Annotated in this window: 13 protein-coding genes; 4 read left to right on the top strand and 9 right to left on the bottom strand. The window is 74.7% G+C overall.

Translation table 11 applies throughout. The features are described 5' to 3' along the window. Positions 1–27: 27 nt before the first annotated feature. The 9 genes from rfaE2 to CP976_RS34395 form a co-directional block, all read right to left on the bottom strand. On the bottom strand, positions 28–1392 hold the full coding sequence (rfaE2, locus tag CP976_RS34435; protein ID WP_150483823.1) for a D-glycero-beta-D-manno-heptose 1-phosphate adenylyltransferase: 1365 nt from the start codon (positions 1390–1392) through the stop codon (positions 28–30). A gap of 1 nt (position 1393) precedes the next feature. Beyond that, positions 1394–1996, bottom strand: coding sequence for a D-sedoheptulose-7-phosphate isomerase (locus tag CP976_RS34430; protein WP_150483822.1), 603 nt, complete (start codon positions 1994–1996; stop codon positions 1394–1396). After that, positions 1996–3213, bottom strand: a complete 1218-nt coding sequence (locus tag CP976_RS34425; RefSeq protein WP_150483821.1) for a glycosyltransferase — start codon at positions 3211–3213, stop codon at positions 1996–1998. Before CP976_RS34425 ends, CP976_RS34430 begins: the two co-directional genes overlap by 1 nt. Beyond that, the gene (locus CP976_RS34420) at positions 3210–4160 is read right to left on the bottom strand and encodes a glycosyltransferase (RefSeq protein ID WP_150483820.1); all 951 of its coding nucleotides are present in this window, start codon (positions 4158–4160) and stop codon (positions 3210–3212) included. Before CP976_RS34420 ends, CP976_RS34425 begins: the two co-directional genes overlap by 4 nt. Next, positions 4157–5149 carry a glycosyltransferase family 9 protein gene (locus CP976_RS34415; RefSeq protein WP_150483819.1) on the bottom strand — a complete coding sequence of 331 codons (993 nt, stop codon included), beginning with the start codon at positions 5147–5149 and terminating at the stop codon, positions 4157–4159. The genes CP976_RS34420 and CP976_RS34415 overlap by 4 nt, the downstream gene beginning before the upstream one ends. After that, entirely contained in the window at positions 5146–5745 is a 600-nt protein-coding gene (locus CP976_RS34410; protein WP_150483818.1) for a D-glycero-alpha-D-manno-heptose-1,7-bisphosphate 7-phosphatase, read from the bottom strand. The genes CP976_RS34415 and CP976_RS34410 overlap by 4 nt, the downstream gene beginning before the upstream one ends. Continuing rightward, the gene (locus CP976_RS34405) at positions 5742–6740 is read right to left on the bottom strand and encodes a glycosyltransferase family 2 protein (RefSeq protein WP_150483817.1); all 999 of its coding nucleotides are present in this window, start codon (positions 6738–6740) and stop codon (positions 5742–5744) included. Before CP976_RS34405 ends, CP976_RS34410 begins: the two co-directional genes overlap by 4 nt. Continuing rightward, on the bottom strand, positions 6737–8395 hold the full coding sequence (locus CP976_RS34400; RefSeq protein WP_150483816.1) for a carbamoyltransferase family protein: 1659 nt from the start codon (positions 8393–8395) through the stop codon (positions 6737–6739). The genes CP976_RS34405 and CP976_RS34400 overlap by 4 nt, the downstream gene beginning before the upstream one ends. Positions 8396–8541: 146 nt before the next feature. Further along, the gene (locus CP976_RS34395) at positions 8542–9504 is read right to left on the bottom strand and encodes an NAD-dependent epimerase/dehydratase family protein (RefSeq protein WP_150483815.1); all 963 of its coding nucleotides are present in this window, start codon (positions 9502–9504) and stop codon (positions 8542–8544) included. Positions 9505–9630: 126 nt separating this feature from the next. On the opposite strand from CP976_RS34395, the gene CP976_RS34390 reads away from it, so the two are divergent. The 4 genes from CP976_RS34390 (at position 9631) to CP976_RS34375 (ending at position 12823) form a co-directional block, all read left to right on the top strand. After that, a complete protein-coding gene (locus CP976_RS34390; RefSeq protein ID WP_150485621.1) occupies positions 9631–10398 on the top strand; it encodes a polysaccharide deacetylase family protein in 768 nt (255 codons plus the stop codon). A gap of 28 nt (positions 10399–10426) precedes the next feature. Next, the gene (locus CP976_RS34385) at positions 10427–10867 is read left to right on the top strand and encodes an SRPBCC family protein (protein ID WP_150483814.1); all 441 of its coding nucleotides are present in this window, start codon (positions 10427–10429) and stop codon (positions 10865–10867) included. A gap of 71 nt (positions 10868–10938) precedes the next feature. Then, positions 10939–11745 carry a helix-turn-helix domain-containing protein gene (locus tag CP976_RS34380; protein ID WP_150483813.1) on the top strand — a complete coding sequence of 269 codons (807 nt, stop codon included), beginning with the start codon at positions 10939–10941 and terminating at the stop codon, positions 11743–11745. A gap of 61 nt (positions 11746–11806) precedes the next feature. Continuing rightward, positions 11807–12823: a methyltransferase gene (locus tag CP976_RS34375; protein ID WP_150485620.1), complete on the top strand. Its 1017-nt coding sequence runs from the start codon at positions 11807–11809 to the stop codon at positions 12821–12823. The last annotated feature ends 7 nt before the right edge of the window (positions 12824–12830 follow it).

The raw sequence follows: 12830 nt of genomic DNA, 5'->3' as shown, positions 1-12830 counted from the left end.
CCCCCGCGGTCCCGCTCATCGGGTGCGTCATCGTGCTCCTTCCGCCGCCCGTTCCATGAGGGCCGTCGAGGAGCGGCCGTCGAGGTAGGGCAGGAGGACCGCCTGACCGCCCCACTCCTGGAGGAGGGCGGCTTCCGGCAGGTCGGCGGCCGCGTAGTCGCCGCCCTTGACCCAGACGTCGGGGCGCAGGTCGGCCAGGAGCCGTTCGGGGGTGTCCTCGTCGAAGACGGCGACCGCGTCGACGCAGGCCAGGGCGCGCAGGACCCGGACCCGGTCGGCGAGCGGGTTGACCGGGCGGCCACCGCCCTTGCGGCGCCGTACCGACTCGTCCGAGTTGACGCACACCACGAGGCAGTCGCCGAGCCGCCGGGCGGCCTGGAGCAGGCCGACGTGTCCGGCGTGCAGCAGGTCGAAGCAGCCGCCGGCGGCGACGACCGTGCCGTGGGCGGCGCGGGTCCGGGCGGCCAGCGCGTGCGGGTCGTCATCACCGGGCGGCGGTGCCGGTTCGGCGTCCGCGCTCGGTACGGCGGCCGCGCCGCCTTGTGCGACGAATCCGCTCGCCGCGGCGACGGCGCCCTCGACGGCCTCGGCGACCAGGACCCCGTCGGCGAGCAGCCCGGCGGCCGTCGCGGCGAACCGGTCGCCGGCCCCGCAGCTGTCGCCGGGGTGTGCGGCGGGCGCGGGGACGAGCAGCGGGTGCTCCCCGTAGGACAGCAGGGCACCGCGGGCGCCGAGGGTGACCGCGACGGCGGCGGCCCGCCAGTGCCGTACGAGGGCTGCGGCGCTGTGGGCGGCGGCGTGCAGGTCACGGCGCGCGGTGCCGTCCTGCGGGGCGAGGCCGTGGGCCTCCTTCTCGGCCGGTGTCACCAGCCGGGTGCCGGGCACGGGCGGACCGCCCCGCGGGTGCGGGTCCCAGACCAGCGGCGGGCGGGCGGCGAGGACGTCGCGGAGGGCGTCGGCGGTGCCGCGGCCGTAGTCGGAGACCAGGACGGCGGGCGCGGAGCGGACGGCTTCGCGGGCGGCGTCGGTGGCCTCGCGGGTGCGGCCCGCGCCGCGGTCCAGACGGACCACCGGGCGGTCCTGCGCGAGGACGCGGGTCTTCTCGGACAGGGGGCCGGTCAGGGGCAGCGGGACGAGGGTGAGCCAGGGTTCCAGGAGGCGGCGCAGTGCGCGGCTGGCCGGGTCGTCGCCCACTCCCGCCACCAGCGTGACGTCGCGGCCGTCGCGGGCCGCGAGGTAGGCGGCGAGTGCCGCGCCGCCGGGCCGGGTCCGCTCCCCGCAGTCGTCGACGACCGGCACGGGCGCGTCGGGCGCGAGCCGTTCGGCGCGGCCGGTCACGTCCCGGTCGAGCAGCGCGTCACCGACGACGACGAGCGGTGCCTTGCCGTTCATGTCACCTCCTGCCGTCGCCGTCGCGCCGTGCACCGCGTTCCACCGCCGCGTCGAACGCCGCGCACACCATGTGCACCGCCACCAGGTGGAGTTCCTGAACGGTGGCCCCGGTCGGCGCCTCGACGCACAGGGACTCGTCGCTGCCCGCCATCAGCGGGTTGGGCGCGGGGCCGGTGAGGGCCCACACCCGCATGCCGGCCGCGCGGGCGGCGTCCGCGGCGGACAGCAGGTTGGCGCTGGCGCCGGACGTGGACAGCAGCATCAGGAGGTCGCCGGGGCGGCCGTGGGCGCGCACCTGGCGGGCGAACACCTCGTCCACGCCGTAGTCGTTGGCGATGGCGGTGGTGCTGGAGGTGTCGGCGTGCAGGGCGAGCGCGGAGAAGGCGGGCCGGTCGTCGCGGTAGCGGCCGACGAGTTCGGCGGTCAGGTGCTGGGCCTGGGCCGCGCTGCCGCCGTTGCCCGCGGCCAGCAGCCGGCCGCCGCCGGTGAGCACGGCCGCCAGGCGCTCGCCCCACCGCTCGGTGATGTGGGCCGAGGCGCGGAACGCGGTCAGGGCGTCCTGGAGTTCGTCGCAGTGCCCGGTGACGGGCGGGTGCACGGTCATCACGCCACCTCCTTCTGCTGTGCGTGTCCGGCGAGGACCTGGCGGTGGACCTGCTCGACGCCGTCGGCGACGCGCCGCCAGGTGTAGTGGGCGAGGACGCGTTCGCGGCCTGCGCCGCCGTAGCGGCGGCGCAGCGCGTCGTCGGTGAGGAGTTCGCGTACGGCGGCCGCGACCGACTCGGAGTCCTGCGGCGGGACGAGCCGGCCCGTGGTGCCCTCGGCGACGCTGTCGCGGTGGCCGCCGACGTCGGTGGCGACGACGGGCACGCCGCAGGCCATCGCCTCCAGCGGCACGATGCCGAACGGCTCGTAGACCGGGGTGCACAGCACCAGGTCGGCGCTGCCGATCAGGGCGGGCATGGCGGCCGGGTCGACCGCGCCGAGCAACCGGACCCGGTCGGCCACGCCGACGCTCCGCGCGAGCCGCCGCAGCCGCCGCGCCTCGGGGTCGTCGGCGAGCCGGTCGGCGGCCGGTCCGCCCGCGATGAGGAGTTCGGCGTCCGGGATCCCGGCGAGGGCCCGTACGGCCTGGTCGTAGCCCTTGCGCGGGACGAGGCGGCCGCAGGCGAGCAGCCGGTGCCGCTCGCGGCGTGCCGGGACGCCGTCGGGCGGTACCCCGGGGCGGAACTGCTCGGCGTCCACGCCGCAGGGCACCACGGACACCTGGCGGCGCGGCACGCCCAGCTCGGCCAGTTCGTGCACCTCGTCAGTGCAGGTGGCCAGGACGCGGGCGCAGCCGCGGCCGATCTGCCGCTCGATGCCGACGCGTTCGGGCGGGCTGGTGTCGAGCCGGCCCTGATGACGGCGCTTGACGGTGCCCAGGGCGTGGAAGGTCTGCACGACGGGCACGCCGTGCGGGTGGGCGCCGATCCGCGCGGCCATGCCGGACATCCAGAAGTGGGCGTGCACCACGTCCGGCGGCTCGTCGGTCCAGGCGCGCGCCAGCCAGGCGCCGAAGCCGGGCATGTACGGGAACAGTTCGTCCTTGGGGACGGGCTCGGCCGGTCCGGCGGGCACGTGCTCGACGACGGCGCCGCCGGGCAGCGGCACCCGGTCGGGCAGGTCGGCCGCGTCGCGGCGGGTGTAGACCGTCACGTCGTGGCCGCGCCGGGCCAGTTCCTCGCTCAGGCGGGCCACGTACACGTTCTGGCCGCCTGCGTCGACGCCGCCGAGCGCGGCGAGGGGGCTCGCGTGCTCGGAGACCATGGCGATCCTCATCGGGCCACCTCCTTCAGCAGCCGCTCCCAGTCGTCCAGGAAGCGGGACAGCCCGTAGCGGGCGAGCGCAGCCGCCCGTGCTCCCTCGCCGACCATGCGCGCGTGCAGCGGGTCTGCGACGAAGTCCCGTACGGCGCGGGTCAGTTCGTCGATCCGGTTGGAGACCACTCCGGCGCCGGGCGGTACGGCCTCGGTGACCTCCGTGGTGGCGAGCGCGACCACGGGCATGCCCAGGTGCATCGCCTCCAGCAGGGACAGCCCGAGGGAGGTCCAGCGGACGGGGTGGACGTAGACGCGTCGCCGCGCCATGGCCGAGTGGAGTTCGTCCTGGGTGAGTTCATGGGAGCGGCAGCGGTCGGCGGGGATGCCGAGGTGGCCGGCGAGGCCCTCGGTGCCCATGCCGAAGACGTCCAGCGGGGCCGCTTCGGCGAAGTGCGGCAGCAGGTCGGTGCCGGTGGTACGGCCGCGCCGCAGCGGCTCGTTGACGGCGACGGCGGCGCGTTCGAGCTCACCGGTCCACAGCGGCCCGGGATCGACGATGCCGTGCTCGATGACGGTGCTCGGCGTCGGACCCGCGTCCCACATCAGGCGGTTGAAGTGCGTGACGTGAACGAGGGTGACGCCGGGGATGTCCGCGGCCGGGTGGCGGGTGTCGGGCACGTCGCCGTGCGGGGCGTTGTGCTCCAGGTACACCAGCGGCGGGCGGCGGCCCAGCCACCGGTCGACCAGGGCGAGTTCGTGCGGGCGTTGCACCACGACGACGTCGATCTCCTCGTCCCGCAGCCGCTCCGGCGGCACTTCGACGACCGAGTCGGGCCAGTCCCAGGTGCGGGCGCGGCCGAGTCCGTCGGGGCCCCGGTCGGGGGTGACGGGGAGGATGTAGGTGTGCGGGCCCTGCACGAAGGCGGTGGTCCACGACCCGTGCACGTGCCAGAGCAGGATCCTCATGCCGCCTCCCCCATCAGCTTCTCGACGGCGTTCACGACGTCGTGCGCGGTGACCGTGTCCAGGCAGGGATGGCCCGGGACGGGGCATTCCCGTGCCCTGCTGCCGGCGCACGGGGCGTCCTGGTCGCCGAGCAGCACGTACGGGACGCCGTAGGGCCGCCAGCGCTCGGCGGGGACGACCGGGGCGAACAGGGACACGACCGGGGTGCCGACGGCGGCGGCGAGATGGGCGGGGCCGGTGTTGCCGGTGACGACGGCGCCGGCGCCCGCGAGGACGCCGGCCAGTTCCACGGCCCCGGTGCGGCCGCCGAGGTCGAGGGCGTGCGAGCCGACGACGTACGAGGTCAGGTCCCTCTCCCCCGCGCCGCCGGTGACCACCACGCGGTGCCCGGCGGCGGCCAGGTCGCGCGCCGCCCCGGCGCAGCGGTCGGGGCTCCAGGCGCGGGCGGGGACGCTGGCGCCGGGGTGCAGGACGACGTACGGCTCCGGGCCGGTGAGCCCGGCGGTGTCGGGCGGCGGGAGCACCCGGGGCCGGCCGTCGTCGGCCGGCGGGAACCCGGCGGCCTCGGCGAGGTCGAGCGCGGCCTCGACCTCGTGGGCGTGCGGCGCGCGGTGGTGGCGGACGTCGAGGAGGGAGCCGGGGTAGTCCTCGCTGTCGGCGGCGATGAAGTCCACGCCGGCCAGGCGCAGCAGCAGGGCGGTCGGCAGGGGCGACTGGTGGAAGGAGGTGAGGACGAGTGCGCTGTCCGCGTCGATGGTGTCGATGAGCAGCTCGACCTCGCCGCGGCCGACGGGCGGGGGCGTGAAGCCCACCCAGGGCGCGTCCCACACGAGGACGTCGTCGACACCCGGCAGCAGCCGGGCGGCGGGCGCGCCGCGCGGTCCGCACAGCAGGGTGACGGTGTCGGCGCGGGCGGCGACCGCGCGGATCGCGGGTCCGGCGAGCAGGACGTCGCCGAAGCTGTCGAGTCGGGTGACGAGTGCCTTCACGCGTCCCTCCCCTGCCCCGAGTCGGCGGTGTAGGCCTCCTGGATCGGGCGTTCGTCGGCGAGGACGCGGCCCTTGGGCGGTCCGTCCAGGACGGCGCGGACGGCGGTCAGCAGGTCCGGGGCCACGTGGTCCGCGTCCGCGGTCTCCTCGGGCCGGGTCTGCCCGTTGGGGACGAGGATGCCGTGGGCTCCGGCGCGGCGGGCGGCCTCCACGTCGGCGCCGATGTCGCCGATGACGACGAGGTCGGCGGGGTTGGTGCAGATCCGCCCGGCCGCCCACAGCACCATGCCGGGCTGAGGCTTGCGGCAGTGGCAGCCGTCGTCGGGGCCGTGCGGGCAGACGGCGAACACGTCGAACGGGCCGAGGAGTTCGTCGACGCGGTGGTTGACGCGGCGGACGTCGGTGTCGGTGAGCAGCCCGCGCGCGACACCGGACTGGTTGGTGACGACGCCGGTGCGGATGCCGCGTGCGCGCAGCAGGGCGAGCGCCTCGCGGGCGCCCTCGACGGGGTGTACGCGGTCGGGGTCGGCGTTGTAGGGGACGTCGTGGACGAGGGTGCCGTCGCGGTCGAACAGCACTGCCTTGACCGGGCTCATCGTGCCACCTCCTGCCAGGAGGGGGCATGGCGGTGGCGCAAGGCGCCGGTCAGCCGGTGCCAGGTCGCGGCGGGCGGGATGAGCACGCTGGTCGCCAGCATGGTCGTCACCTCGTCGCGGGTGCGCGGGCCGGGCGCGATGCGGGCCCGGGCGAACTCCGCGGTGCCGGCCGCCCAGCCGAGCGCGCAGGCCGCGGCGGCCCGGCCGTGTCCGGTGGCGGCGAGGGCGCACGCGGCGACGCCCGCGGTGGTGATCGCCGCGTGCTTGCGGATCCGGCCGCGCGGCGCGACGGCCTTGTCCCACCAGTCGGGTCCGTGGAGCTGCCGCATGAGGGCGTCGTCGGCGTTGCCGCGCTGCTGGCGCACGGACACCCAGCGGGAGGCGGGGCGCACGGGGTGGCGGGTGGTGCGGCGGCCCTGCCGGATGCGCCAGCCCGCGTCGAGGAGGCGCAGCGCGAGGTCGGCGTCCTCGCGGAAGGCGCGCCGGAAGCGTTCGTCGAAGCCGCCGGCCTGCTTGAGCGCGTCGGTGCGGTAGGCCATGTCGGCGGTGATCCAGTGGGCGCGGGCGAGTCCGGCGGTGCCGCGTTCCCAGTCGGTGGGGCGGCGTTCGCCGGGCAGGGGGACGGTGATGTCGCCCTGGACGCCGGCGATGTCGGGCGTCGTCTCGGCGAGGTCCTCGGCCAGTTGGCCGGCCCAGTGCGGTCCGACCTGGACGTCGTCGTCGAGGAACACGGTCCACGGCGCGGTCACGGCCCGCAGCCCGGTGTTGCGGGCGGCGGCGGGCCCGCGTCCGCCGCCGGTCAGCACGGTGGTGCGTTCCCGCAGGTCGCCGAGGACGCTCAACGGGTGGTCCAGCGTTCCGGGTTCGGGCTCGGGCCGGTCGTCGACGAGGACGATCTGCTCGGGGCGCGGCCCGGTCGCGGCGGCGAGCGCGGCGAGACAGTCGGCGAGGGTGTCCCGTACGAGGGTGGGGATGACGACGGCGTACGAGGTCATGCCGCTGCCCTCCCCGCGTCGAACATCCGCCCCCGGCGGACCGCGTACGGGCCGATGGCCAGCAGGTCGACGGGCGCGGAGCCGAAGCACTCCAGGGCGTCGCGCGGGTCGTCGACCATGGGCCGCCCGGCGGTGTTGAGGCTGGTGTTGACGACGACGGGCAGTCCGGTGCGCTGCTCGAAGGCCCGCAGCATCCGCGCCACCAGCGGTTCGCGCCGTTCCTCGACGGTCTGGATCCGGGCGGTGCCGTCGACGTGCACGACGGCGGGGACGCGATCCCGCCACTCCTGGGCGACGTCGTGCACGAACAGCATGTACGGGCTGGGCAGCGGGCCGCCGGAGAACAGGTCGGCGGCGCGGTCGGCGAGCACCATCGGGGCGACGGGCCGGAACTCCTCGCGGCCCTTGACGTGGTTGAGGCGTTCCAGGTTCTCGGCGCGGCCGGGGTGGGCGAGCAGGGAGCGGTGCCCGAGGGCGCGCGGCCCGTACTCGCTGCGGCCCTGGAACCAGGCGACGACACCGTCGCGGGCCAGTTCCTCGGCCACGGTCTCGGCGATGTCGTCGGGCTTCTCGTAGGGGATCGCCGCCGTGTCGAGCCAGGCGCGCAGTTCGTCGTCGCTCCAGCCGCGGCCGAGGGCGGCGCCGGGCATGGGGTCGAGCTGTTCGGTCTCCGTCGCAGCGAGGTGCAGCGCGCCGCCGAGCGCGGTGCCGGCGTCCCCGGCGGCGGGCTGCACCCACACGTCCCGGTACGGGCCCTTGGCCACGATCTTCGAGTTGGCGACGCAGTTGAGGGCGACGCCCCCGGCCATCGTGAGTGCCTCGCCCCCGGCCTCGCGGTGCAGCCAGTGCACGAGCTCCAGCAGGACCTCTTCCAGGACGGCCTGGGTGCTCGCGGCGAGGTCGGCGTGGTCCTGGTTCCAGGGTTCGCCCTTGGCGCGGGGCGGGGCGAAGGACACCCAGTCGACGCCGTGGGCGCGGAATCCGCCCTGGCCGGTGGGGTGGACGTACTGCCGCAGCTGCGGCAGGAAGCGCGGGGTGCCGTAGGAGGCGAGGGCCATCACCTTGTACTCGTCGCTGCTGCGCAGGAAGCCGAGGTGTTCGGTGAGGTCCTCGTAGACCAGGCCGAGTGAGTCGGGCAGTGCCTGCGTGGCGAGGGTGTCGAGCTTGCCGTCGCGGTAGCGGCCGGCCAGGTGGGAGGCGGCCTCGCCGCGGCCGTCCAGGACGAGGACGGCGCTGTCGGAGTGCGGGGAGGCGGGCCCGGCGGAGGCGGCGTGCGCGACGTGGTGGGGGACGAAGACGACCCGTTCGGGGTCGAGGCCGGGCAGGGCCTCGGCGAGGAACTCGGGAGCGCGGCGCGCGTACTCCAGGCGCAGCGGGTCCCAGGGGTCGTTCAGGCCCATGTCGCGGGCGGGCCGGGCGAGCTTCGGGTCGAAGGAGTAGGTGACGGCGTCCAGGTCGCCGGGCCGCAGGCCCGCCTGCTCCAGGCACCAGCGGGCGGACAGCTCGGGCAGTTCCCACGCGGAGAACGGCAGCGGGCGCTTGCCGTGCTTGCGCCGGCTGAAGCGCTCCTCCTCCGCGGCCGCCACCGTGTGGCCGTCGACGACGAGAGCTGCGGCCGGGTCGTGAAACAGGGCGTTGATACCAAGGATGCGCATGTGCTCCGTCCCGAGCTGTGTGGCGTACTCCGGCGCCTCGCCGGGTGCCGCACGGGCGGTTGTCTCAAACACTTGGAGACAGCTCACCGCTCAGTGGGCTGACTTTTCACCGTATGCAGTGCTAAAACACCGCACTGTGATCGCGCTCAGGCAGCCACGGAGCGCGAGAACCAGCCAATGGTCTGTTCGAGTCCTTCACTCCAGCCGACGCGGGGCTGCCAGCCGAGCCGTTCCCGGGCCAGCCGGGTGTCGGGGCGGCGCCGGGCGGGGTCGTCGACGGGGCGGTCCACGAACCGGATGCGGGAGGCGGAGCCGGTGATCTCCACGATCCGGCGGGCCAGCTCCAGCATCGTGATCTCGTCGCCGCCGCCGATGTTCACGGGCCCGGTCTCGGCGGAGGCGGCCAGGGCGAGCACGCCGTCCACGGTGTCGTCGACGTAGGCCAGCGAGCGCGTCTGCCCGCCGTCGCCGGCCACGGTCAGGGGCGTGCCGTCCAGGGCCTGCGCGATGAAGGTGGGGACGGCGCGGCCGTCGCCGGTGCGCATGCGGGGCCCGTAGGTGTTGAAGATGCGGACGATGGCGGTGTCGGTGCCGTGCACGCCCCGGTGGGCGGTGACCAGGGCCTCCGCGAAGCGCTTGGACTCGTCGTAGACGCTGCGCGGGCCGATCGGGTTGACGTTGCCCCAGTAGCCCTCGCGCTGGGGGTGCTCCAGCGGGTCGCCGTAGACCTCGGAGGTGGAGGCGAGGACGAACCGGGCGCCGTCGGCGTGGGCCCGCTCCAGCGCGAGGCGGGTGCCGGTACTGCCGACGTCGAGGGTCTCCAGCGGCAGCCGCAGGTAGTCGGCGGGCGAGGCGGGACACGCGAAGTGCAGGACGAGGTCGAACCGGCCGGGCAGCGCCTGCCAGGCCGCCGGGTCGGTGGCGTCACCGCGGACGAAGCGGAAGCCGGGCCGCTGCTCCAGGTCGACCACGTTGGCGCGGGAGCCGGTGGCCAGGTTGTCCAGGCACACGACCTCCGCACCGGCGTCGGTCAGCCGTGCGCACAGATGGGACCCCACGAATCCGGCGCCGCCGGTCACCAGTGCCCGGCGCCAGGCACGTCCGCTCACGGGACTCTCCTTCCACTGGCATTCACTTGCGTGTCGGCGCGAGTAACCAGGCGAGGAGTCAGAACACTATAAACCGGACGTATACACGGTGTGTATAGTCCCGGCATGCCTTCTCTGACCAAGAAGATGAAGAAAACGGGGATCGCGTTCCGCACGGCCGGAACGCTCGCGGCGACCGCCGCCCTCACACTGACCCTGAGCGGCTGCTCAGGGCACGACACCACGGCTCCCAGCGCCGTCCGCGCACGGGCGGCGACGGACGTCCAGGCAGCCCGCTTCGGCACCGTCGACTGCCGTGAGGTGAAGTGCATCGCGCTCACCTTCGACGCGGGGCCGAGCGAGCACTCCGCACGCCTGCTGGACATCCTGAAGGAGAAGCAGGTCCCGGCGACCTTCTTCCTCCTGGGCAAGCGCCACATCGAGAAGTACCCGGAGCTGGTGCGGCGGATGGCGGACGAGGGCCACGAAGTGGCCAGCCACACCTGGGAGCACAAGATCCTGACCCGGCTCAGACCCGAGGAGATACGCGAGGAGCTGGAACGCCCCAACCAGGAGATAGAACGCCTCACCGGCCGGCGCCCGACCCTGATGCGCCCGCCGCAGGGCCGCACCGACGACACCGTCCACGAGATCTGCCGCGAGCTGGGCCTCGCCGAGGTGCTGTGGACCGTGACGGCGAAGGACTACACGACGACCGACTCGGACCTGATCACCCGCCGCGTCCTAGCCCAGGCCTCCCGGGACGGGATCATCCTGCTGCACGACATCTACGACGGCACGGTGCCGGCCGTGCCGGGGATCATCGACGCGCTCAAGGAACGGGGCTATGTGTTCGTGACGGTGCCGCAGCTACTGGCACCCGGCACGGCGGAGCCGGGCAAGGTGTACCGATAACGCCCGGTGAGTTCCCTACGATCGTGCCGTGGCGAACATCCTGCTCGAACGCACGGTCCCGCTTCCCCTCGACGAGGCGTGGCGGCGGATCACGCTGTGGCCGCGGCACGGTGAGGTGGTGCCGCTGACGGCGGTCAGGGTGGATCCGCCCGGGCCCACCCGCGTGGGCACGCTGGTCGTGGCCCGCTCGGGTGCCGGGGCGCTGGCCTTCGACGACCCGATGGAGGTCACGGTGTGGCAGCCGCCGGAGGACGGGGCGCCGGGGATGTGCCGGCTGGAGAAGCGGGGCCGGGTGGTGCTGGGCTGGGCGGAGCTGGAAGTGCGGCCGGGGCCCGGGGGGCGTACCCGTGTGGTCTGGCGGGAGGAGATCCGGGTCCGGCTGCTGCCGTCGCTCTTCGACGGCGTAGTGCGGCGCTCGGCGCGGTACGTGTTCGGCCGCGCGCTGAACCGTTTGCTCCGACGTCCGTGACGCCCCGGGCGGCCGCCGGGGGCGGAACTTTTGTCCAAGACAGGAGCGGCCGGGTCGGCGACCGTGGAGGCATGCGCGGTTACGAAGCGGAGAGCGAGCCCGGCTGGGACGTCGTCCTCCCTGCTGACGGTATGACACTCGGCGGTGTCCGGATGGCCGGGTTCCGTGAACGGGCCGCCGCAGGGCTGGACTTGCGGGTGCTTCCGCGGCCCGCGGTGGTCGTCGTGATCGGGCTCGGGGAGAGTCCGTTCACGGTGGAAGGTGCCCGCGGGCACCAGGAGCTGCCGAGCTTCGCCGCCGCACTGTCGCCCGGCCCGGCCCGGATCCGCGGTGCGGGCGTCGAGTGCGTCGAGATGCGTCTGTCACCCCGGGCCGCCTATGCCCTGCTGGGCGTCTCCCCGCGCGAGCTGGACGGGTCCGTCCAGGGGCTCGACGACCTCTGGGGGCGGGCCGGATCACGGCTGCGGGAGCGGCTGGCCGAGGCCCCGGCCTGGGAGCAGCGCCTCACGCTCGTGGACCGGTTCCTCGCCGAACGGGCCGCGCGGGCACCGGCGATGACGCCCGAGGTCGCCGCCGCCTGGGACACCATCGTGGCCCGCCGGGGCCGGGTACGGGTCGGCGAACTGGCCGAGGCCTGCGGCTGGAGCCGCAAACGGCTGTGGTCCCGGTTCAGCGACCAGATCGGCCTCACCCCGAAACGCGCCGCCATGCTGGTCCGCTTCGACCACGCCGCCCGCGCCCTCACCGCGGGCGAGAGCGCCGCCGACGTCGCCCTGGCCTGCGGCTACGTCGACCAGCCCCATCTCCATCGCGACGTACTGGCGTTCGCGGGCTGCACGCCCACCGCCCTGGCCGCCAGGGCCACGTCCGCCGGCTGACCGGAAGAAACAACGTAGGAGGGGAAGACCTGTGGCGAACATCCGTGCCCTGGCACCGGACATGACCGACCGCGAGCTGCTCGTGCGGCTCGTCTTCGGCGGCATGGCCGCGCAGACCGTACGCGCGGCCGTCCGGCTGAGGATCGTCGAGCTGATCGGCGACACACCGCGCCCGGCAGCCGACGTGGCCGCCGACGCCGGAGCCGAGCCCCAGCCCATGACCCGGCTGCTGCGCGCCCTGGCGGGCCTCGGCCTGCTGAGGGAACACGGCTTCGGCACCTTCGCGGTGGCACCGGCGGGTTTACTCCTCGCCCCGGGCCGCCCCGACTCGCTCACCTCCTTCGTGCGGATGTTCACCGAGCCGGCGATCATCCGCGCCTGGGAGCACCTGGACGACAGCGTCCGCACCGGCGACGTCGCGTTCGACACCGTCTTCGGCACGGACTTCTTCAGCCACCTCGCCCGGCAGCCCGAACTGTCTGGCGAGTTCAACGCGGCGATGAGCCAGGCCACCGCGGAGACCGCAGCCGCGCTGCCGCACGCCTTCGACTTCGGCCGGTTCGGCTCGGTCACGGACGTCGGCGGCGGGGACGGCACGCTCCTGGCCGGCGTGCTCGTCGCGTTCCCCGGCCTCACCGGTGTCGTCCACGACACGAGCGAGGGGCTGGCCCAGGCGCCGGAGAACCTGCGGCGGCACGGGCTCACGGAACGCTGCTCCCTGATAGCCGGGGACTTCTTCCGGTCGGTGCCCGAGGGCTCGGACCTCTACCTGATGAAGAGCATCCTGCACGACTGGCCGGACGACCGGGCGGTCAGGATCCTGCGCCACTGCCGCGCGGCGCTGCCGCCCGGCGGGCGCGTCCTGATCCTGGAACCGGTGCTGCCCGAGATCGTCAGGGCCGACGACGACGGGAGCACGTATCTCAGCGACCTCAACATGCTGGTGAACGTGGGCGGCAGGGAACGCACCCGCAAGGACTTCGAGGCACTGTGCGAGGCCGCCGGCCTGTCCCTCACCTCCGTCACCCCGCTCCCGGAGGCGGAACCCTTCTCGCTCCTGGAGGCCGTGGCCCGCTGACCGGACC

It is taken from the genome of Streptomyces coeruleorubidus (assembly GCF_008705135.1).
Classification (GTDB): Bacteria; Actinomycetota; Actinomycetes; order Streptomycetales; family Streptomycetaceae; genus Streptomyces; species Streptomyces coeruleofuscus.
This window is presented reverse-complemented; position numbering and strand designations above follow the sequence as displayed.

Coding starts and splice junctions, on each gene's coding strand:
- rfaE2 (WP_150483823.1), bottom strand. CDS start 1,392: ATGAACGGCAAGGCACCGCTCGTCGTCGTCGGTGACGCGCTGCTCGAC.
- CP976_RS34430 (WP_150483822.1), bottom strand. CDS start 1,996: ATGACCGTGCACCCGCCCGTCACCGGGCACTGCGACGAACTCCAGGAC.
- CP976_RS34425 (WP_150483821.1), bottom strand. CDS start 3,213: ATGAGGATCGCCATGGTCTCCGAGCACGCGAGCCCCCTCGCCGCGCTC.
- CP976_RS34420 (WP_150483820.1), bottom strand. CDS start 4,160: ATGAGGATCCTGCTCTGGCACGTGCACGGGTCGTGGACCACCGCCTTC.
- CP976_RS34410 (WP_150483818.1), bottom strand. CDS start 5,745: ATGAGCCCGGTCAAGGCAGTGCTGTTCGACCGCGACGGCACCCTCGTC.
- CP976_RS34405 (WP_150483817.1), bottom strand. CDS start 6,740: ATGACCTCGTACGCCGTCGTCATCCCCACCCTCGTACGGGACACCCTC.
- CP976_RS34400 (WP_150483816.1), bottom strand. CDS start 8,395: ATGCGCATCCTTGGTATCAACGCCCTGTTTCACGACCCGGCCGCAGCT.
- CP976_RS34390 (WP_150485621.1), top strand. CDS start 9,631: ATGAAGAAAACGGGGATCGCGTTCCGCACGGCCGGAACGCTCGCGGCG.
- CP976_RS34380 (WP_150483813.1), top strand. CDS start 10,939: ATGCGCGGTTACGAAGCGGAGAGCGAGCCCGGCTGGGACGTCGTCCTC.
- CP976_RS34375 (WP_150485620.1), top strand. CDS start 11,807: ATGACCGACCGCGAGCTGCTCGTGCGGCTCGTCTTCGGCGGCATGGCC.